This is a genomic window from Actinopolymorpha rutila (genome assembly GCF_013407855.1).
Taxonomy (GTDB): Bacteria; Actinomycetota; Actinomycetes; order Propionibacteriales; family Actinopolymorphaceae; genus Actinopolymorpha; species Actinopolymorpha rutila.
Genome location: NZ_JACBZH010000001.1, coordinates 3,450,542 through 3,471,748 on the forward strand (window position 1 = coordinate 3,450,542; position 21,207 = coordinate 3,471,748).

At 72.4% G+C, this 21,207-nt stretch carries 18 protein-coding genes; 6 read left to right on the forward strand and 12 right to left on the reverse strand.

All coding sequences use genetic code 11. From position 1 onward, the window contains the following. Positions 1-113: 113 nt before the first annotated feature. Entirely contained in the window at positions 114-1,130 is a 1,017-nt protein-coding gene (locus F4554_RS15390; protein ID WP_179788008.1) for a TerC/Alx family metal homeostasis membrane protein, read from the forward strand. Between the two features lie 67 nt (positions 1,131-1,197). Here F4554_RS15390 and F4554_RS15395 read toward each other — a convergent pair whose 3' ends face one another. From F4554_RS15395 to F4554_RS15425, 7 genes are all read right to left on the reverse strand, one after another. Then, positions 1,198-2,130 carry a C40 family peptidase gene (locus F4554_RS15395; protein ID WP_179788009.1) on the reverse strand — a complete coding sequence of 311 codons (933 nt, stop codon included), beginning with the start codon at positions 2,128-2,130 and terminating at the stop codon, positions 1,198-1,200. Positions 2,131-2,135: 5 nt separating this feature from the next. Then, entirely contained in the window at positions 2,136-2,828 is a 693-nt protein-coding gene (locus tag F4554_RS15400; RefSeq protein WP_179788010.1) for an endonuclease V, read from the reverse strand. Between the two features lie 67 nt (positions 2,829-2,895). Continuing rightward, positions 2,896-3,312 carry a PPOX class F420-dependent oxidoreductase gene (locus F4554_RS15405; RefSeq protein ID WP_179788011.1) on the reverse strand — a complete coding sequence of 139 codons (417 nt, stop codon included), beginning with the start codon at positions 3,310-3,312 and terminating at the stop codon, positions 2,896-2,898. 85 nt (positions 3,313-3,397) lie between these two features. Next, positions 3,398-5,596, reverse strand: coding sequence for a lanthionine synthetase LanC family protein (locus F4554_RS33615; protein WP_179788012.1), 2,199 nt, complete (start codon positions 5,594-5,596; stop codon positions 3,398-3,400). A gap of 339 nt (positions 5,597-5,935) precedes the next feature. After that, a complete protein-coding gene (locus tag F4554_RS15415) occupies positions 5,936-6,883 on the reverse strand; it encodes a serine hydrolase (protein WP_179788013.1) in 948 nt (315 codons plus the stop codon). A 5-nt stretch (positions 6,884-6,888) separates the two neighbouring features. Then, positions 6,889-7,275, reverse strand: coding sequence for a GntR family transcriptional regulator (locus F4554_RS15420; RefSeq protein ID WP_179788014.1), 387 nt, complete (start codon positions 7,273-7,275; stop codon positions 6,889-6,891). Then, positions 7,272-8,240 (reverse strand): hypothetical protein, encoded by a 969-nt coding sequence (locus F4554_RS15425; RefSeq protein WP_179788015.1) that lies wholly within the window; start codon positions 8,238-8,240, stop codon positions 7,272-7,274. The genes F4554_RS15420 and F4554_RS15425 overlap by 4 nt, the downstream gene beginning before the upstream one ends. Before the next feature lie 258 nt (positions 8,241-8,498). Between F4554_RS15425 and F4554_RS15430 the strand changes: the two genes are divergently transcribed. Then, complete coding sequence (locus tag F4554_RS15430) at positions 8,499-11,078, forward strand: glycoside hydrolase family 2 protein (protein ID WP_179788016.1); 2,580 nt, start codon at positions 8,499-8,501, stop codon at positions 11,076-11,078. 83 nt (positions 11,079-11,161) lie between these two features. Here the strand turns inward: F4554_RS15430 and F4554_RS33620 are convergent, their stop codons facing one another. The 5 genes from F4554_RS33620 to F4554_RS15455 are packed head-to-tail and all read right to left on the reverse strand — an operon-like array spanning position 11,162 to position 16,533. Continuing rightward, positions 11,162-12,157, reverse strand: coding sequence for an alcohol dehydrogenase catalytic domain-containing protein (locus F4554_RS33620; protein WP_179788017.1), 996 nt, complete (start codon positions 12,155-12,157; stop codon positions 11,162-11,164). After that, a complete protein-coding gene (locus F4554_RS15440; RefSeq protein ID WP_238341313.1) occupies positions 12,154-13,206 on the reverse strand; it encodes an NAD(P)-dependent alcohol dehydrogenase in 1,053 nt (350 codons plus the stop codon). Before F4554_RS15440 ends, F4554_RS33620 begins: the two co-directional genes overlap by 4 nt. Before the next feature lie 48 nt (positions 13,207-13,254). Next, positions 13,255-14,115: a carbohydrate ABC transporter permease gene (locus F4554_RS15445; protein ID WP_179788018.1), complete on the reverse strand. Its 861-nt coding sequence runs from the start codon at positions 14,113-14,115 to the stop codon at positions 13,255-13,257. Next, positions 14,112-15,035: a carbohydrate ABC transporter permease gene (locus F4554_RS15450; protein WP_179788019.1), complete on the reverse strand. Its 924-nt coding sequence runs from the start codon at positions 15,033-15,035 to the stop codon at positions 14,112-14,114. Before F4554_RS15450 ends, F4554_RS15445 begins: the two co-directional genes overlap by 4 nt. Position 15,036: 1 nt before the next feature. Then, positions 15,037-16,533 (reverse strand): ABC transporter substrate-binding protein, encoded by a 1,497-nt coding sequence (locus F4554_RS15455; protein WP_179788020.1) that lies wholly within the window; start codon positions 16,531-16,533, stop codon positions 15,037-15,039. A 154-nt stretch (positions 16,534-16,687) separates the two neighbouring features. Here F4554_RS15455 and F4554_RS15460 point away from each other — a divergent pair, with 154 nt between their 5' ends. The 4 genes from F4554_RS15460 to F4554_RS15475 are packed head-to-tail and all read left to right on the forward strand — an operon-like array spanning position 16,688 to position 21,034. Next, entirely contained in the window at positions 16,688-17,503 is an 816-nt protein-coding gene (locus F4554_RS15460) for a DeoR/GlpR family DNA-binding transcription regulator (RefSeq protein ID WP_238342003.1), read from the forward strand. Beyond that, the gene (locus F4554_RS15465) at positions 17,500-18,417 is read left to right on the forward strand and encodes a hexose kinase (RefSeq protein WP_179788021.1); all 918 of its coding nucleotides are present in this window, start codon (positions 17,500-17,502) and stop codon (positions 18,415-18,417) included. The genes F4554_RS15460 and F4554_RS15465 overlap by 4 nt, the downstream gene beginning before the upstream one ends. Positions 18,418-18,464: 47 nt before the next feature. After that, the gene (locus F4554_RS15470) at positions 18,465-19,508 is read left to right on the forward strand and encodes a 2-hydroxyacid dehydrogenase (RefSeq protein ID WP_179788022.1); all 1,044 of its coding nucleotides are present in this window, start codon (positions 18,465-18,467) and stop codon (positions 19,506-19,508) included. A gap of 5 nt (positions 19,509-19,513) precedes the next feature. After that, positions 19,514-21,034, forward strand: a complete 1,521-nt coding sequence (locus F4554_RS15475) for an FGGY-family carbohydrate kinase (RefSeq protein WP_179788023.1) — start codon at positions 19,514-19,516, stop codon at positions 21,032-21,034. The last annotated feature ends 173 nt before the right edge of the window (positions 21,035-21,207 follow it).

Here is a 21,207-nt window from a genome sequence, read left to right on the forward strand (position 1 = left end):
GTCATCACGGTCAGTTCGGCCCCCGCGTCGGCCTGCCCGGTGCCGTCGGCCCGCAATCCGGGCGGAAGAGACCTCCGAGGGAGCAATCGTTTCTTCTCTCGGAGGTTCAGCGCGTGACCATCCAGCCCTGGGTCTGGTTCGCCACCATCGGCGTACTGGTGGCCATCCTTCTCGTCGACGTCCTGGTGATCGGCCGCCGGCCGCACGAGCCGTCGATGCGCGAGTGCACCACCTGGATCGGGCTGTACGTCGGGCTGGCGGTGCTCTTCGGGATCGGCGTCTTCTTCTTCGCCGGCGGGCAGTACGCCGGGGAGTTCTTCGCCGGCTGGATCACCGAGTACAGCCTGTCCATCGACAACCTGTTCGTGTTCCTGGTCATCCTCACCAGGTTCGGCGTACCCCGGGCGTACCAGCAGACCGCACTGCTGATCGGCATCATCCTGGCGCTGATCATGCGCGGCATCTTCATCGCGCTCGGCGCCGCGGCGATCAACGCGTTCGCCTGGGTCTTCTACATCTTCGGCGCCATCCTGATCTACACCGCCATCCAGTTCGTCCGCAGCGGCAACGACCACGACTCCGACTACAAGGAGAACGCGCTGATCCGCTGGGCGAAGAACCACCTCCCGGCGACCGACCAGTACAACGGCGTGAAGCTCACCCTGGTGGAGAACGGCAAGCGCCTGGTCACGCCGATGCTGATGGTGATGATCGCGCTCGGGACCACCGACCTGCTGTTCGCGCTGGACTCCATCCCGGCCATCTACGGCCTCACCAAGGAGCCCTACCTCGTCTTCGCGGCGAACGTCTTCGCGCTGATGGGGCTGCGCCAGCTGTACTTCCTGATCGGCGGGCTGGTCACCCGGCTGGTCTACCTGCCGATCGGGCTCGCGGTCATCCTCGGCTTCATCGGCATCAAGCTCATCCTGCACGCGCTGCACGAGAACAACCTGCCGTTCCTGAACGGCGGCGAGCCACTGCATTCGGTACCCGACATCGGCATCGCCGTGTCTTTGTCGGTGATCGTCGGCACCTTGCTGGTGACCACGGTGGCCAGCCTGTTGAAGAGCCGCAGGACCGAGCGCCGCGAGCACGAGGAGCCGGCCCGCAGCGGCCGGTCCGCCGACTGACGGCGGGGTGGCATCGGCCGGTTCAGTCGGTTCAGTCGGTTCAGTCGGTTCAGTCGGTTCAGTCGGTTCAGTCGGCCAGCCGGCCGGCGAGGTCGACCAGGGTCGCCCGCCGGTCGGCGTTCATCTGCTCCTCCCGGACCTGCTCGCCGGTGCGGGGTGCGTGCAGGAGTACGCCGTCGCTGCCGGGCCCGGCAGCGAACCCCACGTGGTGGATCGACTTCTCCGGCCGGGCGAAGAAGTACAGGTCGCCCGGCCGGGCCTCGCCCACCGGGACACGTCCGGCCGCCTCGGCCTGGTCGTGGGCGTCGCGCGGGACGATCCGGCCGAGCGCGCGGAACGCGATGTGCACCAGCCCTGAACAGTCCAGGCCGAACGCCGACATGCCGCCCCACAGGTAGGGCAGGCCGACGAACCGCCGCGCCTCGGTGAACACGGCCCCGGCCTCCACGTGCTTGCCGTCGCCGGTCGGCCGGACCACGCAGGCCCGCGCGTCGATCCACCCGGACCCGCCGCCGGGCAGCGCGACCCGCACCCGCGTGCCGGTCTCGGCGAGTACGGGAAGGATCGTGGCGTAGGTGAGTTCGGAGGGCAGGCCGTCGCCACGGCTACCAGGGTCCGGCTCCAGGCGTACGGCCTCCACGGTGACGACCGCCTCTGTGCGCGCCGGGACCGCGGCCTGCGCCACGTGGGCACGGGGCACCCAGCCGGGGTAGCCGCGCGGGTCCAGGTCGGAGGGCTGCCAGGGTGCGACCACCCGTAGCCAGTCGCCGCGCTCCTCCAGGACGACCACCGGTTCGCCGGCCAGCAACTGGGTGAGCACCCGGTCGGCCAGGTCGCGGCGGGCCGGCACGTCCAGACCGGCGGCCCAGCCACGCGGGTCGGGTACGGCGGCCACGATCGGGGCGTCGATCTCGCGAGGTGCGTCGGGGCCGGTCCACAGCACGGTGGCGGCGACCCGGACGGCCGACGTCGCGGAGACGGAAAGATCCGGAGCGGGCATGCACGTCACCGTAGTGCCCGGGCGCGCCGGGCGAGCCGCCGCGCCTCCCGCAGCGGTACGGGCGTGCGGGCGGTTCCGGTCGCCAGTCGTACGACCTCGACGGCGGTGTCGGGGTCGGTCCGCCAGCCGGCGTGCGCGACCAGCGGACGGCGACCGGCGCGGGTGCGTACCCACGCCCCGACCGGTGCACCCGCCAGGCTCAGCGTCCCGGCGGCACCGGCCTCGTCGGCCGGCCAGGCACCCGTGGCGAGCAGTGGCCGGTGGGTGACGCCGACCGTCGGCAGGTCCAGTGCGGCGCCGAGGTGGTACGCCAGGCCAGCCGCGCGGGGATGGTCGCGTCCGGTGGCGTTCACCAGCAGGACGTCCGGCGAGACGGTCAGCTCCGCCACCGCGGCCGCCAGCGCGGGGCCCTCCCGCATGGCCAGCAGCCCGGCGACGTAGGGGGCGCGGGCAAGGTCGGTGCGCACGGCCGAGGCGAGCCGCCGCCTCTGCTCGTACGTCACCGCGGCGACCCACAGCGGATCGCCACGCTCACCGAAGCCCTCCACCCCGAGCGGAAAGCAGCAGAAGCAGCCGCCGATCCGGATCGGACGGCCGGCCGGCGGCCGCCAGGGCGCGGGGGAGCGGGCACCGAGTTCGGCCTGCACCTCGGCGAGTTCGGCCGGGTCGTCCGGCCACCAGCGTTCGGGGACACCCACCTGCCCAGCAGACCAGATCGCAACCGGGCGCGCGACATCCCCGCGACGAGCCGCACCCGCGGATCCGTCAGGACATCTCCGGGTCCCGCGGGCTCAGCTCGTAGTGCAGCGTGCGGTAGCGGGCGAGCCGGTGGGTCACCGGCACCGCGACCCCCTGCAGCAGGGGGTACTTGCGGCGCAGCAGCCGGCGGACAGGCCCGGCCTCCGCCTCGGTGAGCAGCCGGGCGGTGGCGACGTCCGCCGGGCCCGTCGCCCGCCCGCGGGTGGTGGACGGTGCGATCTCCACCCGCGGGTCGCGGCGCAGCCGCTTGGCCTTCCCCGCCGAGGAGTAGGTACGGAAGTAGGCGTGCGGGCCGTCGACGACGACGTTGACCGCCGTCGGAACCGGGGTACCGTCGCGCCGGAAGGTGGTCAGCACGACCGTGCGCTGGCGGGCGAACCGCGCGAACGGCGCAGCCGCGGTGCTCGAGGATTTCTGGGTCATGGTCCGGGTTCCTCCAGGTGCGTACGCCGATGCGTACGTCGGTGGGTACGCCAGCCAGGACGGTGCACCCGCCGTGCCCGTGACATCACCGCCGAACGGGTCGCCCCCAGAGGTGGTCCTCCACCAGCAGTTCGTCGACCAGGAACATCCGCCGGCCGCCGTAGCGCAGCCGGGTGAGGAACGCCAGCACCCCGGCCAGGCCGACGTTGTAGTCGGCGACCACACCGGTCAGCGTGTCGTCGGCGACGAGTGCCTTGCCGCCGCGCCGGCAGTGCCGGACCGCGAGCAGCGGAACGAGATCCTCGGCCCAGGCACGGTAGGTGGGGTCGTCGAGGAGTTCCGCGGCGTCCAGCAGGAACTCCCCGTCGCCGGCGAGCCCATGGCAGGCGACCGGCGACGCCGTCCACCGGGCGCGGTAGGCGGCACCGGCGGCAGCTCGGGCGTACTCCGCGAAGCGCTGCTCACCGGTGACGGCGTACAACCGGAGCAGGAACGTTCCCACGCCGGACGAGCCGCTGCACCAGTGCGGCCGCCAGCCGGCCTCGTGCGGCCCGGCCGGCCACCAGGCCGCGCCGTTCTCGTCGGTGTGCGCCGCCCGGCACAGCGCGTCGCCCGCCTCGCCCGCCAGGGTGAGCGCGGCCGAGTCGTCCAGCGCCGTGCCCAGGGCGAGCAGGGTGTAGCCGATGCCGGCGACGCCATGGGCGAATCCGAACGGCCCTTCGGCGGGTTCGGAGCCGGTGGAGGAGACGCGGGCGGGCCAGGTGGGACCGTGCGGCCCGGGCGCGGCCGCCGACCGGAGCGCCTGGGCGCAGGCGGCGGCGCGGCCACCGAAGCGGGTGTCCCGAACGGTCGGCCTGGCGTCGTCACAGGTGAGCGCGGCCAGGTGCAGGTGGGTCAGCGCGGCCCCGGCCAGCCCGTGCGCGACGTCGGCGGTCGGCCAACTGGTCGGCAGCCGCAGCGCCAGCCGCTCCGCCTGGGTGAACAACGGAGGTTCGCCCAGGACGGCCGCCGCATCGGCGAGCACCCAGGCCAGCCCGGCCCGCCCGGAGTACAGCCCGGGCAGCGGCGGGCCGGTCCGGCCGGCGAACTCGGACCGCTCGGACAGCCAGCCGGCGGCCTTGCGCGCGGCCGCGTCCAGCGTGACGGGTGCGAGGTCGAAGGAGGCTCCGTGCCCGTGCGCACGCAGAAGTACGGCGAGGACTCCGGCGGCGCCGTGCTGGACGTCGCACGGGTCGGTGCGGGTCCCCTCGGTGCCGGTGGGCCACAGCCGGTCGCCGTCGGGGCACATCCGGGCGGTCAGGTGGTCGAGGCCGTCGGCGAGGAGTTCCTCCCCGCCGGGCTGGCCGCTCGCGGGGGCGCACATCGTCGGCGGCGTCGTCGGCATGGTCGGCACAGGCGGCATGGTCGGTTCGGGGGCCGGGTCGCAGAGCAGGCGTTCGAGCGCCGCGAGGTCGCATCGGTCGGCTGGGCGCGGAGCGAGCAGTTCACCGATCGCCGGCGCGAACAGCCGGGCCGTGTCGCCGTACGGTGCGATCACCGCCAGCCAGGCGGCCAGCCGGTCGCGGTGGCACCGGTGGCGGGGCACCTCCCGCCCGGCTGGCGCCGCGTGGGCGGTGAGGGCGTGAATGGCCGGGACGTCGGTGTCGTCCGCCGGCAGGAGCGGATCGGAGCCGGTGGCGAGCAGGAAGAACAGGCAGCCGAGGCCGTAGAGGTCGTCGGCGACCGAGACCGGGCCGCGCGAGGCCGGGTCCCGGTCCGGCGCGGCGTACGCGTACGCGAGGCGCACCGCAGACGCCCCCGCCACGGACGCGGAGGCCGTCGGGGGCGAAGGGTCGAAGACCGTCACCGAGCCGTCGACCTGCACCACGAACCGGTCCGGCGACAGGTCGCCCAGCGGGCGACCGGCGCGGTGGGCGGCGCCGACGAGGGCGACCAGCCGGCGGGCCATCATCACGGCCAGGTCGGCGGGGACGCCCGCACCTCCGGCGCAGTGCCGGCGTACCCACTGCCGAAGGGTCTCACCCGGTGGGGGTTCCTCGGCCGGGTCCTCCCCAGCGGAGTCCCCGACCCAGAAGCCGTTCTCCGCGGCCTCCGGTGAAACCGGGCCGGAACCAACCCGTGGATCAGCCGATGGCCGGGCCAGCCTGCGCGGGCCGGGCACGTCCGTCGGGGCGGTCCGGAGCCGGGTCCGGACACCTGCCCCCAACTCGGCACCCATCCGGGTGGCGATTCGGGTGAAGACCACATCGATTCGGGCGAATACCGCGTCCTCGGGTGGGTACACAGTCAGCACCTCCCCGGACGTCGGAGCGAGACCGGGGACCGGAAACAAACCCCGGGCCGGGTTCGAGGCCGCAGTCGTGCGCGCACCTCAGGCAGGCCGTCGTCGTGTGGCGTCACCGGTGTTTCGTCCTCCCGCAGTCACGCGCGCACCCGGGAACCCAGGTGGGCCGGTGCCGCCCGGGGTTTCGGCGACCGTGCCACCTGCCGGTCGTGGTGGATGTCGGCGGCTCCCTCCTCCGTCGACACACACGCACACTTCAGGTGTTCATACGACTACCAACAGCACGCGATCGCGCGCAAGACTTTACGTGACATTTTTCAGAGAATCGGTAACAGGGAGTTATCGATCGCGCGGAACGGGGGACGCCGCGCCGGTTTCGGGGGTACCGGCGTACGCGCGCACGTCCCACGTCGCGGCGGCGACGCTCGCGACGACCGCACACCCAGCGGCCTCGTCGAGGTCGGCGCTCACACACGTCACCAGCACGTACGGCGGTGCGTCCCCGGGCAGTACCAGGGCCGCGCTGTGCCGGATTCCTTCCACCCAGCCGTTCTTGTGGGCCACCGGTGTGCCGGGCGGCAGGCCGGCCACGACGTCCTGGGTCACCTCCTGACCCAGCAGCACGGTCAGCATCTGCGCGCACGCCGGGGCAGAGGCGAGGGTTCCGTCGTAGAGGGAGGTGAGCAGGCCGGCGAGGTCGGCGGCGGTCACCAGGTTGGACAGGCCGGCCTGCTCGGCGCCGTAGTCCTGGATGCCGCGGGCCACCACCGAGTGTCGGGCCCCGGAGGCGGCCCACGCGGAGGCCACGGCCGGCAGCCCCACCCGCTCCAGGACGAGGTTGGTGGCGAGGTTGCTGGATCGTACGATCATCCGCCGGGCCAGCCAGCGCAGGCTCGCCGACCGCCCGAGCAGCGCCCACGGCTCGGGGTCGCTGTCGTAGTCGGCGGTGGCGCGGTAGCGGCTCCCGTCGCCGGTCGCGGACTCGAAGTCGTCGTGCACCGGCACCTGCTCGTCCAGGTCGAGCAGGCCGTCGTCGGCCAGCCGGTACACCGCCGCCAGCACCGCGACCTTCATCGTGCTGGCGGCGTAGTGGGTGGCGTCGGGTTCACGGACGTACGCCGGCGCCTGGCCGGGCCGGCCGAACCACACCGACGCCCGGCCCGGCAGGGCGTCGAGCTCGACCTCGAGTTCTGCGCTGACCGCGGCAACGGCAGGCTGGACCGTGGACTGGGTCTCGGGCTGGGACTGGTCGGGCGGCGAGGTGGGCTGGGGCGCTCCGGTCGGCATGTCGATCAGTCTGGCCGATCGAAGAGCCGCTGCACCATGGCCGTCGCGGTCCGGGCGTCGGCGCCGAGGGAGCGCGCGGCGTCGACGTACTCCTGGGCTGCCGACCGCAGTGGGTCGGCCGCGCCGGCGGGAGCGGCGGCGACCACCGTCCCGTGCCGGCGAGCCGTCGTGAGGATGCCCTCACCCTCGAGTTCCTTGTAGGCGCGGGCCACCGTGCCGGGAGCGATGCCGAGGTCGGTGGCGAGCTGGCGGATCGCGGGCAGCCGGGCGCCGATCGGAAGCTGGCCGCGCTCGACCAGACCGAGGATCTGGTCGCGTACCTGCCGCCAGGGCGCGACGCCGCCGGCGACGTCGACGGTGATCCGGGCGGCCGGGCCGGAGGAGGAGCTCACCGGGTGGCCTCCACCAGTCGCTGCCGCCTCCACGGCGAGATCAGGCCGCACCAGACGACCAGGGCGGCAAGCACGTAGAGCAGGTCGGCCGCATTGAGCACCGACCAGGGCGCCCCCAGCCAGGACGCCTGGACGGGAAAGCCGGGAGCGACCGGTGGCGATCCCACCGCCATCGGATCCATGCTTTCGACGATCCGCTCCGTCAGCGTGCCGGACAGGCCGAGAACCAGCAGCACCGCCGTTCCGGTGGCCACCCGCGCGGTGCGGATCCGCAGCGCGGAGTCGACGGCGGCGTCGGCGGCCAGGGGCGCGCGGGTGAGGGTCAGTCGTACGACCGCCGCGATACTGACCGCGACCAGAACCAGCAGGGCCAACGTCAGCCAGATCGCACCGCTGCCGCGTGGAAGCGAGCTCAGCGCGTCCGAGGTGAGTACTCCTTGCGGGCCGATCCGGCCCGGGTGGCGGTCGGCCCACGCGTGTACCTCGTCCGCCCACGCCTGCACGCCGAGCGCCGGCACGACGCATGCGACAGCCAGTACGAAGATGGTGGCGGAGGCGACGAGCCAGACCCGTGGCACCAGGTCGGTCAGCCGCCGCGGTACCAGGGTGGCGACCCGGGCGGTGGACACCGGCCGGCGCAGGGCCGCGACGAGTTCACCGACCAGGAGGGTGCCCACCAGCGCACCGAGCAGGACGGCCATGGTGCCCACCGTCCCTCGGCCGGCAACCCGGTAGGCGATGGTCAGCAGGATCCCGAGCACGATCAGCACCAGCGGATACAACCGGCGCCGTTCGCGCAGGTAGTCCGCCGCGGCCTCGCACTGCTCCCGGGTCGGCTCGGCGATGCCCCACCGCTGCAGCATCACGAAGCCCTGTACCGGGCCGACCCGGATGACCACTTTCCAGGCGACCACGCCGGCCACCGCCACGACGGCGAGGTAGACCACCAGCTCCGTCAGTCCCATGGAACCCATCTCGAACCCCCGCCTGCACCGGGCAGGCCCGTGCCGGACTCGTTTGTATCGAGCACTTGGCACAATAGTGCGCTGGCGGCGACCGGTGCGCAAGAGGTTTGCCCGGTGACAACTTCCCGGTTCGGATGCGGGAGGGTAGGGACGGTCGATCACCGATCGGTCGACGACGACCGATCGGTGCGGCCTCGAGGTCAGCCGGGTCGACGGGCCGTCGGCCAGGTCCGGTGTAGCGGGCAGGAGGATTCCCGGATGAGTCAGTGGCGAGAGCTGCACGAGGGTTGGACACTTCAGGTGGTGGGCGAGGCCGATGGCGTACCGCCCGAGGTCGCGGACGCGGCGGTTCCGGCGACGGTACCGGGTTGTGTGCACACCGACCTGCTGGCGGCGGACCTGATCCCAGACCCCTACCTGGACCGGGTCGAGTACGACCTGGCCTGGATCGGCCGGGCCGACTGGCGCTACGCCAACTCCTTCGACTGGACGCCGGACGGCTCGGACCGCGTCGACCTGGTCTGCGACGGGCTGGACACCGTGGCCTCCGTCGAGCTGAACGGCGAGGTGGTCGCCACCACCCAGAACATGCACCGCTCCTACCGGTTCGACGTCGGCGGCAGGCTGCGGGAGGGCCGCAACGAGCTGGTGGTGACGTTCGCGTCGGCCCAGCGCTACGCCGAGCAGCTGCGGGACGAGCTCGGCGACCTGCCGGGCCCCAACTCCGCCACCCCCGAGCCGTTCAACTTCATCCGCAAGATGGCCTGCAACTTCGGCTGGGACTGGGGTCCGGTGCTGGTCACCGCGGGCATCTGGAAGTCGATCCGGCTGCACAGCTGGAGCGGCGCCCGGCTGGCCCGGGTCCGTCCCGTGGTGGAGGTCGACCTGGGTGAGGGCCGCGACGTCGCGACCGCCGGCCGGGTGCGGGTGCTGGCCGACGTGGAGTACGCCAAGGCCGCCCCGGCAGACGCTGACGGCGATGTCAGCGGGGACGTCAAGTCCGGCTTGACATTGACCGCGAGCGTGTCGGGATCCCAGGCGGAGGTGGCCGTTCCGGCCGGCGCCACCAGCGCCGAGGTGGAGCTGAGCGTCGAAAGCCCCCGGCTGTGGTGGCCGCACGGGCATGGTGAGCAGCCGCTGTACGACCTGGCGGTCGAGCTGTCCGATGGTTCTGAGGGCGGTCTGGACAGCTGGTCGCGGCGGGTCGGCTTCCGTCAGGTCGAGCTTGACACCGAACCCGATGACACAGCCGACGACGAGGCTGGTTCGGCGTTCACCATCGTCGTCAACGGCGTGCCGGTCTTCGCCCGCGGCGCCAACTGGATCCCCGACGACTGCTTCCCGACCCGCGTCGACGCGGACCGCTACCGCGCCCGGCTCCAGCAGGCCAGGGACGCCCACATCGACCTGCTCCGGGTGTGGGGAGGGGGCCTGTACGAACAGGACACCTTCTACGACGCCGCCGACGAACTCGGCATCCTCGTCTGGCAGGACTTCCTGTTCGCCTGCGCTGCCTACCCGGAGGAGTCGCCGATCGCCGAGGAGGTCGAGGCCGAGGCCCGCGAGAACGTCGCCCGGCTGATGCCGCACCCGAGCCTGGTGCTGTGGAACGGCAACAACGAGAACATCTGGGCGTGGTTCGACTGGGGCTGGCAGCCGCGGGTCGGCGACCGCACCTGGGGCGAGGGCTACTACCTCGACGTGCTGCCGAGGGTGGTCGGCGAGACCGACCCGAGCCGGCCGTACTGGCCGGGCAGCCCGTACTCCGGCACGATGGGCCGCCACCCCAACATCGACGAGCACGGCTGCAAGCACGTCTGGGACGTGTGGAACCAGGTCGACTACTCCGTCTACCGCGACTACGTCCCGAGGTTCGTGGCCGAGTTCGGGTGGCAGGGCCCGCCCGCCTGGTCCACGCTGACCCGTGCGGTGCACGACGAGCCGCTGGCGGCCGACTCACCCGGCGTACTCAGCCACCAGAAGGCCACCGACGGCAACGCCAAGCTCGCCCGCGGCCTCGCACCGCACTTCCCCGAGCCGGGCAACGTCGAGGACTGGCACTGGTCCACCCAGCTCAACCAGGCCCGCGCGCTCACCGTGGGGATCGAGCACTACCGCTCGCACCGGGGACGGTGCATGGGCACGGTCGTGTGGCAGATCAACGACTGCTGGCCGGTCACCTCCTGGGCCGCCGTCGACGGCGACGCCCGGCCCAAGCCGCTGTGGTACGCGCTGCGCAAGGTGTACGACCCGCGGCTGGTCACCGTCCAGCCCCGCCCGGAAGGACTCACGGCGGTCCTTGTCAACGAAGGCCTGCCAGGTGGCGCGGCCACGGGCGTCCCGGCCGGCGGGGTGTGGCAGACGAACCTGGCGGTCGAACGCCGCACGTTCACCGGCGAGGTGCTCGGGCACTGGTCGACCTCGGTGAGTGTCGACCCGGCGTCCACGACGTCGGTGCGGGTGCCGGTCGACGTGGCCACCACGACCGACCCGTCCAGGGAGTACCTCCTGGTCGTCGCCGGGGACCGGCGCACCACGTGGTTCTTCGCCGCGGACAAGGACCTGGCCTACCCCGCGCCGGAGTGGGACCTCGAGGTGAGCGCCGACGGCCCGGTGACCCGGGTGACCGTGTCGGCGCGGACGCTGGTGCGTGACCTCGCGTTGTTCGCCGACCGGCTCGACCCGGCCGCCGGTGTGGACGACATGCTGGTCACGCTGTTGCCGGGAGAGTCGCACACGTTCGAGATCACCGGGCTGACCCGGCAGGTGGACGTGGCGGAGGTCGGCGGCCGGCCGGTGCTGCGCTGCGCCAACGACACGGTCACCCCGGCCAAGTGACGACGAAGGTCCCGGCATCCCACCGAGGGGTGCCGGGACCTTCGTACGTTCGGGCCGAAACGTCGAGCCCGCCAGGCGGAAGCTCAGGGAACGATCTGGATCTTGCGTCCCACACCCGCCTTGAACTGCTCGAGCGCGGCCGCGTAGTCGGCCAGCGGGAAGCGGTCGCTGATCATCACGTCCGGCCGCAAGGCGCCGTTGACGAACAGGTCGCCGGCGCGTTCGAAGCTGTGCAGCACGGCCATCGAGCCGGTGATGGTGATCTCCTGGTTGTAGATCTTGTACGGCTCGATCTGCACCCGCGCGTCGTAGGCGGCCACCCCGAACTGCAGGAACGTCCCGCCGCGCCCGACCCGGGACAGCCCGTCGGAGATCGCGGCCGCGACCCCGGTGCAGTCGACCACGACGTCCCAGCCGCGCGGGAACCCCTCGGTGAGCTCGTCGGCGCTGGTGGCGGTGGCCGAGCAGCCGAGTTCGCGGGCGGTCTCCAGGCGCTTGGGGTTGAGGTCGACGACGTTGACACTGCCCGCCCCGGCCCGCTTGGCGAGTTCCATCATCATCAGGCCCATCGTGCCGGCGCCGTAGATGAGGTAGTGGTCGGCGAGGACGCGGGGGAGTACGTCGAACCCGCGGACCGCGCACGACAGCGGCTCGATCAGCGCCGCGTCACCGGTCTGCACGCTGTCGGGCAGCCGGTAGCAGTTCTTCACCGGTGCGAGGGCGTACTCGGCCGCGCCACCGGCGGTCGTCACCCCGATCGCGGCCCAGTTCTCGCAGAGGTTCCCCCGCGCCCGGCGGCAGTAGTGGCACTCCCCGCAGTGCAGGGACGGGTCGACCGCCACCTGGTCACCGGTGGCGAACTCGGTGACGTTCGCGCCGACGGCGACCACCTCACCGGCGAACTCGTGGCCGGGCACGACCGGCAGCGTCGGGGCGAACTCGCCTTCCAGGATGTGCAGGTCGGTGCCGCAGATCCCGCACGCGGCGACCTTGACCACGACGTCGCGCGGTCCCGGAGTGGGGTCCGGGACACTCTCGACACTGACCTCACCGGGTGCGCTGATGACGGCGGCTTTCACCGGGACTCCTCCTCGTGGTCGTACGGGTGGACCATCGCCTTGATGGTGTTCTCGTCGCGGGCCAGGGCGGTGAGCGCCTGCTCGGCGCCGTCCAGCCCGAAGTGGTGGGTGGCCAGCCGGTCGAGGTCGACCTCGCCGCCGGCGGCCAGGGCGATCGCGGTCGGCCAGGTGTTGGCGTACCGGAACGTCCCGGTCACCTCGATCTCGAAACTCTGCACGTGCGCCAGCGGCAGCGGGATCTCGTCCCCGCCCATGCCGACCAGCACCACCCGGCCGGCCCGGCGCACCCGCCGGATCGCCTCGCCGATCGCGGGCGCGAAGCCGGAGCACTCGATCAGCACGTCCGCCTCGACACCGGCGTCGGCGAGGGAGGTCTCGGCGACGTCGACCGTGGTCGCGCCGAGCGCCCGCGCGGTCTCCAGCCGCTGGGGGAGCACGTCGGTGACCACCACCTCGGCGGCCCCGAACGCGCGCGCGGCCTGCAGCGCGACCAGCCCGATCGGCCCGGCGCCGGTGACGAGCACCCGGGTGCCCGGGCCGACCCGCGCCTTCTGTGAGCTCCACACCCCGACCGACAGCGGCTCCAGCAGCGCCGCCGCGTCGTCGGAGAGGGAGTCGGGCACCGGGTGCGCGAACTCCTCGTGCAGGACGACGTACTCACAGAACGCCCCGTCGATCGGCGGGGTGGCGAAGAACCGCATGTCCGGGCAGAGGTTGTAGCGGCCCGCACGGCACTGCGCGCAGGTGAAACACGGCACGCCCGGCTCCATGGACACCCGCTGCCCGACCTCGTGCCGGGTGGCGCCGGCGCCGCGCCCCACCACGACCCCGCTCGCCTCGTGCCCCAGCACGAGCGGCGCGCGGACGACGAAGTCGCCGATCCGGCCGTGCTCGTAGTAGTGGACGTCGGAACCGCAGGTGCCCACCGAGCGCACCTGGATCAGCACCTCGCGCGGCCCCGGCTCGGGCACCGGCCGCTCCTCCACGGCGAGATCCTTCACCGAACGCAGGACCGCGGCCCGCATGGTCGGGGGAACCGCTTCGCCCATCGTCGTACTCCCTCTCAGTTCCGGCTCGGTCGTCACCATGGTTCCAGCTCATTCTCCGGTGACGGCGCCGAGCGTCAGCCCGGTGACCAGCCACCGGCGGACGGCGAGCCCCGCAAGCATCATCGGGACCACCACGAACGTACCGATCGCGCACAGCTGACCCCAGTCGATGCCGGTCTGTGTCACCAACTGGCTCGCCGCGATCGGCAGCGTCTGGGAGTTGGGGCCGCTGAACACCAGCGCGAACGCGTAGTCGTTCCACGCGAACACCAGGCACAGCACGAACGTCGTCACGAGTCCGGCCTTGGTCAGCGGCAGCACCACCCGCCAGAACGCCTGCCAGCGCGAGCAGCCCGCGACCAGCGCCGACTCCTCCAGGGAGGGCGGCACGTCGGCGAAGAACGCGCTCATCAACCAGATCGCGAACGGCAGGTCGAAGGTGAGGTATGCCAGCACCAGCCCGAACACCGAGTCGATCAGGTTCAACTGCCGGAAGATCAGGAACAGCGGGAGCACCACGGCCGCGATCGGCGCCATCCGGGTGGAGATGATCCAGAACGACAGGTGCCGGCGGCCGCGCATCCGGGTGCGGGACAGGCCATACCCGGCGAGGGCGCCGAGCGCCACGGCGAGCACGGCAGACGCGCCGCCGGCGAGGATGCTGTGCACGAGATAGGGCGTGAGGTCGTTGGCGCCGGAGAACAGGTTGCGGTAGTTGTCCAGCGTGGGCGCGAAGAAGAACTTCGGCGTACCCGAGGTCACGTCCGCCTTGGACTTCAGCGACGACGACAACATCCACACCAGCGGGACGAGGGTCCACACCAGGCCGACGGCGAGCAGCACCCAGGCGAGCGTGCGGGAGCTCTTCGTGCCCCGCTCCAGCGGGCTGGCGGGGGCGGTGGCGCTCATCGGGTGAGTCCCTTCTGGTCGAGGAGCCGGACGAAGATCCGGGCGATCGCGATCGAGACCGCGAGCATCACCAGGCCGATCGTCGCGGCGTACCCGAGGTCGAAGAACCGGAACGCCGTTTCGTACAGCCGCACCGGCACCGTCTTGGTGGCGTCGGCCGGGCCGCCGTTGGTGGTGACCCAGATGATGTCGAAGTAGCGGATGGCGTCCATCGACCGGATCAGCAGCGCCACCAGCAACACGTTGGAGATGGACGGCAGCACGATGTGGCGCAGCGACTGCACGCCGCTCGCCCCGTCGATCGCGGCCGCCTCGCGCACCGACAGCGGCACCGAGGACAGCCCGGCCAGGGTGATCAGCGCGATCAGCGGCGTCCACTCCCACACGTCCATCGCCACCACGGCGGCGAACGCGGAGTACTTCCCGCCCAGGATGTCGCCGGTGTAGCCGGCGCCGCGCAGCAGCCAGGCGTACAGGCCGAACGTGGAGTCGGTGAGGAATCTGCCGAGCAGGCCGACGACGACCGGCGCCACGAACATCGGCAGCAGAAGGAGGCTGAGAACGAGGTTGCGGCCGCGCACCACCCGCCACAGGCACAGTGCGAGCACCACCCCGCCGACCATCTCCAGGCCGACGGTGAGGACGAAGAACGCGGCGGTACGCAGCCAGTTGGCGGCCATGTCGAGGTCGGTGAAGAACCGCACCCAGTTGTCGAAGCCGACCCAGCTGGTGGCGACCCCGCCGAGCAGGCGCACCTGGGAGAAGTTCATCCAGATGATCGCGAGGAACGGCACGATCGACAGGGCGGCCAGCAGGATGACGCCGGGCGCCATCAGCCGTCCCTCGAACGCAAGCCGGGGTTGACGCCGGCCGGTGCGCTGGGCGCCGCTCTCGGAGACGCCGGTGAGGGTGTCGCTCATCTCAGCTCACCCACCCTCGGGCCACGATGCGGTCGATCCGGTCGGCGGTGTCGCGCATCGCCTGCGCCGGCCCGGCGTCGCCGAGCAGCATGCGCGACAGCTGGGTGTAGATGGCGGTGTCGCATTCGTTCCACATCGGGATCTTCGGCCGCAGGCCGATGTTGGCCGGTTTCCACGCCTCGTTGACGGCGTTCGCGGTGAGCATGTTGGGCATCGCCGACGGCCTCTTCTCCGCCTTGCGTACTTCCGGCAGTTCGTAGACCGAGGTGCGGGTGGGGGTCCCGCCGCCGGCCTTGCTCTTGAGGTTGGCGAGCTGGGTGCGCGGCGCGGTCGCCCACACCGCGAACAGCCACGCTGCCCGGCGTTCGTTGGGCAGGGTGTTGGCGCTGATGCCGATGCCGGTGCCGCCGTAGTGGCTGGCCGAACGGGCCGGCCCCTTCGGCAGCCTGGCGTAGCCGACCTTGCCCGGCATGGTGGCCTCGTTGCTGGCGGCGAACTCGTGCCAGTTGGGGCACATCGCGATCCGGCCGGCACGGAAGGCCGCGCCGACGCCGTCCCAGTCCCAGGTGCGCGACGCCGGGTCGGCCGAGGCCAGCAGCCGGTTGTAGAACGCGGCCGCCTCCGCCGCCTCGTCACTGCCCAGCCGGCACCTGCCGGGGTCGGTGGTGCCCAGGCTGCCGACCGCCTTGCCGTTGTCGAAGTAGTCGCCGCCGTAGGACCACAACACGTTGGAGAAGTCGCACATCAGCGAGTCGTGCTGCTTGGCCTGGTGGCCGGTGCCGTACGGGATGTCGTCGGTCTTGTCGTTGAACCATTTCGCGATCGCGGCGTACTGGTTCCACGTGGTGTTCGAACTCGGCGTGGGGTCGAAGCCCAGGTCGTTCGACATCGCGTCGTGGTGCTTGTCGAACAGGTCCTTGCGGTAGTGCCAGATCATCGTCGGGCAGTCGTAGGGCAGGGCGAAGACCTTGTGGTCGTTCTGGAACTTGCCCGCCGCCTCCAGCTGGGTGGGGATGAAGTCGCCGAACCCGCCGCTCAGATGAGGCACCGAGGAGTCCGCGGCCAGCTCGCGCAGGTCGACCAGGCCCTTGGAGTACGGCGCGAGCACCTGGTAGGGGTCGGCGTAGATGACCTGGTACTGCGACTGGCCCGAGGCCAGGTCGAGGGCGACCTTCTGCACCAGAGCGGTCAGCTCCAGGGTCACGATGTTGACCCGGATGCCGGTGAGCTCGGCGAACGGCGCGAGGTTGGCGGCGATGGCCGCGGTGGGCGCGGTGTTCTCGGAGATGAAGTTCAGCGTGGTCCCGGCGAACTGCCGCCACGGATCGCTCGTGGAGGCCCGGGCGACGTCCTTGGGTGAGGAGCAGCCGGACAGTGCGGCTCCGGTGAGGCCGGCCCCGGCCGCGCCGGCGAGGCCACGGAGCAGGGTGCGGCGGGTGGTGGTGCCGGCGGCAGGTGGGGGTAGGGGTGGGGTGGCTCTGTGGGTGGCTCCGCTCATGTCCGAACCTCCGTAGTGCGGGCAGCTCACCGACCATCCACCCGGTTCGGACCAGAGTCAAGCGACAACACACACAACCGCAGGAATCCGGACTCAAACCAACATGCGGGCGCCCTTGTGCAGGCTGCCGCGTTTGCGGCATGCTCGGCGCGTGATGGTCGAGGCGGACAACCGACCGGACAGACTCGGGCTCGGTCGGACAGCCGGGATGTACGCCGAGGAGCGCCAGCTGGAGATCCTCACCCGTGCCCGGGCCGACGGGCGGGTCGAGGTGGCCGGGCTGGCCGACGCGCTGGATGTCACCCAGGAGACCGTGCGGCGCGACCTCACCGTGCTCGAACGCCAGGGCCTGCTCAGACGAGTGCACGGCGGCGCGATCCCGGTGGAGCGACTCGGCTACGAACCCCGGCTCGCCACCCGCCGCGAACAGCAGCGCGAGGAGAAGACGCGGATCGCCCGGGCGGCACTGGACCAGCTCCCCGCCGAGGGCGCGGTGCTCCTCGACAGCGGCTCCACTCCGGAGGCGCTGGCCCGCCTGCTGCCCACCGACCGAGAGCTCACGGTGGTGACCAACTCGCTGCCGATCGCCACGTTGCTCGCCGATCGGCCGCAGCTGTCCGTGTGGAGCCTCGGCGGCCTGGTACGCGGGCGCACCTACGCAACCGTCGACGACTGGGCCCGACGGCAACTGGAGGAGTTGTCGGTGGAGGTGGCGTTCCTCGGCACCAACGCGGTGACCGCCGGCCACGGGCTCAGCACGCCGCTGCCGACCGAGGCGGCGGTGAAGGCCGCGATGGTCGCGGCGGGCAAGCGCCGGGTGCTGCTCGCCGACCACTCGAAGTTCGGCCGGACCAGCTTCTGCCGGTTCGCGGACCTGGCGGACTTCGACGTGGTGGTCACCGGCACCGAGCTCGGCGAGGCCGAGGCCGCCGAGGTCGAGGCGTCCGGCCCCACCGTGGTGCGGGCGTGAGTGCCGTGATCCTCACCGTGACCCCGAACCCGAGCGTGGACCGCACCCTGGACGTCGCCTCCCTGGTCGCCGGCGCGGTCAACCGCGCGAATGGCGCGCACGTCGAGCCCAGCGGCAAGGGCGTCAACGTCACCCGGGCGCTGGCAGCCAACGGCGTCCGGTCGCGTGCCGTGCTGCCGATCGGCGGCGCCGAGGGCGACCAGTTGCGCCGGCTGCTGGAGGAGGAGTCGGTGTCGTACGTCGCTGTGCCGGTGACCGAGCCGGTGCGGGTCAACATCTCCCTGCGTACCCCCGACGGTGTCGTCACCAAGGTCAACGAGCCCGGTCCCATCCTCAGCTGGGGCGAGGCCGACGCGCTCGCGGAGGCCGTGCTCGCCCACCTCGGCCACGGCGACTGGGTGGTCGGTGCGGGAACGCTGCCGCGCGGGGTCTCCGACGACTTCTACGCCGACCTCGCCGAGCGGGTACGCCTGGCCGGCGGGCGCTTCGCGCTGGACTCCAGCGGCGCGGCGCTGCGGAAGGGACTGGCCGGGCGGCCGGCGCTGGTCAAGCCCAACCTGGACGAGCTCGCCGAACTCACCGGCGGCACCCTGCCCACCCTCGACGACGTGCTCACCGCCGCGGCGAAGGTACGACGGACCACCGGTACCGACGTCCTGGTGAGCCTGGGCGAGGAGGGTGCGGTGCTGGTCGGGGACGGTCCGCCGCTGCACGCCCGGGTGGGCAAACCCGTTCGGGTCGCCAGCACCGTCGGAGCGGGGGACAACCTGCTGGCCGGCTTCCTCGCGGTGAACGGCCCGCCCGCCCACCGGCTGCGCGAGGCGGTGGCGTGGGGCACCGCGGCGGTACGCAGCCCACGCAGCCTGGCCGGCGCGGTCACCGACGACGACCGCGCGGTGGTCGTACTCGCGTGATCACGGGTGAGCACGGCCGGCCGACGGTGGTCGGGTAGGTTCCGGGCGTGCGCACACTCGTGATCGGCGACCACTACATTCCCGCGTCCGCCTACGTCGAGGCCCTCGCGGCCGTCGACCTGGACCCCGCCGGAGTCCGTACCGTCGACTGGGCCGGCGGCAAGGCCGACCAGCACGCCGCCCAGCAGCGGATGGAGAAGGAGGGCCCCGGCGTCGTACCCGTGCCCGCCGAGATCGCCGGCGCCGTGGGTGACGCGCAGGCGCTGGCGCTGCACTTCGCGCCGGTACCCGCCGCGGTGCTGGACGCCGGCCCCGACCTGCGCGCGGTCGTGGTGGCCCGGGCCGGACTGGAGAACGTCGACATCGAGGCGGCCACCGCCCGCGGGATCGCGGTGGTGCCGGTCGCCGGCCGCAACGCCTCCGGGGTGGCCGAACTCGCCATCGGCCTGATGATCAGCGAGGGCCGCAGCGTGGCCCGCGCCGACGCGTCGGTCAAGGCCGGCAAGTGGCGCAAGGACTTCGGCGGACCGGGCACCGAGATCGGCGGCAGCACCGTCGGCCTGGTGGGGTTCGGGCACGTGGGCCGGGAGCTGGCCAGGCGGCTGCAGGGCTTCGGCGTACGGCTGCTGGTCGCCGACCCCTACGTTCCCGACGACGTGCTCGCCGCCCACGACGCGACCCGGGTCGACCTGGACACGGTGTTCGCCGAGTCCGACTTCGTGCACGTGCTGGCCCGGCTGACCCCGGAGACCGAGCGGTTCGTCGGCGCCGCGCAGTTCGCCCAGATGAAACCCACCGCGTACTTCGTCAACACCTCCCGCGCCCGCCTGGTCGACCACGACGCGTTGTACGACGCGCTGGCCGGGCGCCGGATCGCCGGCGCCGGCCTGGACGTGTTCGACAGCGAGCCGCTACCGCCCGACAGCCCCTGGCGTTCCCTGGACAACGTCACGCTCACCACGCACTTCGGCGGGGAGACCCACACCACCAACACCCGCTCGGCCCGGCTGGTGGCCGACGCGATCGCCGAACTCCACCGCACCGGGCAGGTGGCGTCGGCGGTGAACGCGGCCGCGCTCGGCTGGGCCTGACCCGCATGGCCGCGACGAGGGCCGGGGGAGCCGACCTGCTGCTCGGGGTGGACGCCGGGCAGACCGTCACCAAGGCGTGCGTCTTCGACCGCGAGGGACGCGAGCTCGGCGCCGGCAGTGCCCGGGTGCAGGTGCGCAGCCCGCGGCCGAACTGGGTCGAACGCGACCTGGACGAGGTGTGGGCCGCGACCGTCGCCGCGATCCGCGCGGCACTGACCGCCGCCGGGGTGAACGGTGCCCGCGTGGGCGCGGTCGGCATCGTCGGCCACAACGACGGGCTGTACCTCCTCGACGAGGCGGGCCGTCCGGTGCGCCCGGCGGTCACCGCGATGGACACCCGCGCACACGACGTGCTGCGGGACTGGCGCGCCGGCCCGGTGTGGGGCCGCGCTTTGGATCTGACCGGGCAGGTGCCGTACGCGGGCTCGCCGTCCACGCTGCTGGCGTGGTTCGCCCGGCACGACCCGGAGGTACTCGACCGCACCCGCTGGGTGCTGTTCTGCAAGGACTGGTTGCGCTATCGCCTCACCGGTGCGATCGCCACCGACCCCAGCGAGGCCAGCTGCGCGTTCACCTCCGTGCATACCCAGGACTACGCGCCGCAGGCACTCGACCTGTACGGGTTGGGCGGGCTGACCGACCGGTTGCCGCCGCTGCTGCCCAGCGCCGCGGTCGCGGGGGAGGTGAACGCCGCCGGGGCGGATGCCACCGGCCTGGCCGCCGGCACGCCGGTGGTCACCGGCGCGCACGACGTGGACGGTACGGCGGTGGGGCTGGGCGCGGTCGAACCCGGCCTGCTCAGCCTGGTGGCCGGCACGTTCAGCATCAACCAGGTGGTCAGCACCGACGTCGTGGTGGACGAACGCTGGCAGGCACGTACGTTCGTCGAGCCGGGACGCTGGCTGGCGATGTCCACCTCCGCGTCGTCGGCCACCAACCTGGACTGGTGGCGCACCGCGTTCGGCGTGCCCGGGACCGACGAGGGGTACGCCACGCTGGAACGCGAGGCCGCCGGCGCGCTGTCCGGTCCGAGCCAGCTCGTCTACCACCCGTTCCTGTACGGGTCGCCGTACGGCGAGACCGCCAGCGCGGCGTTCCTCGGCCTGCGCGGCTGGCACACGCGCGGCGACCTCGTCCGCGGCCTGCTGGAGGGCGTGGTGCTCGGCCACCGGGTGCACGTGGACGCACTGCGGGAACGCTTCGCGCTGGCCGACGTCGCCCGGCTGTCCGGCGGCGCGGCGCGCAGCGCGGTGTGGTCGCAGATGTTCGCCGACGCCCTGGACACCGAGATCGAGGTCGCGGCGGGTACGGAGCTGGGTGCGCGGGGCGCGGCGCTGCTGGCGGCACTCGGCGTCGGGTGGTACCCCTCGCTGGCCGAGACCGCGCAGACCGTACGGATCGTGCGCCGGCACGTGCCCGATCCCACTCGGCGAGCAGTGCTCGACGACGCCTACGGCCGGTTCGTCGCCGTCGCGCAGGCACTCGGCCCCTGGTGGGACGACCACCACGCCGCAAGCGGCGGTTGACAGCGCACGGCTGACCGAGCGGGACCGGTCGGTGAAACCGCCCGTTACGATGTGGACTGCCTGGGTTAGGGTCCCGGGCAGGAAGCGACCCCTTCGAGGAGCTGCGAACATGCCCGGTCGTTCGGGCACGCGTTGACGTCGTAGGCCGCACGCCATGCGCTGGGTGGCGAGGA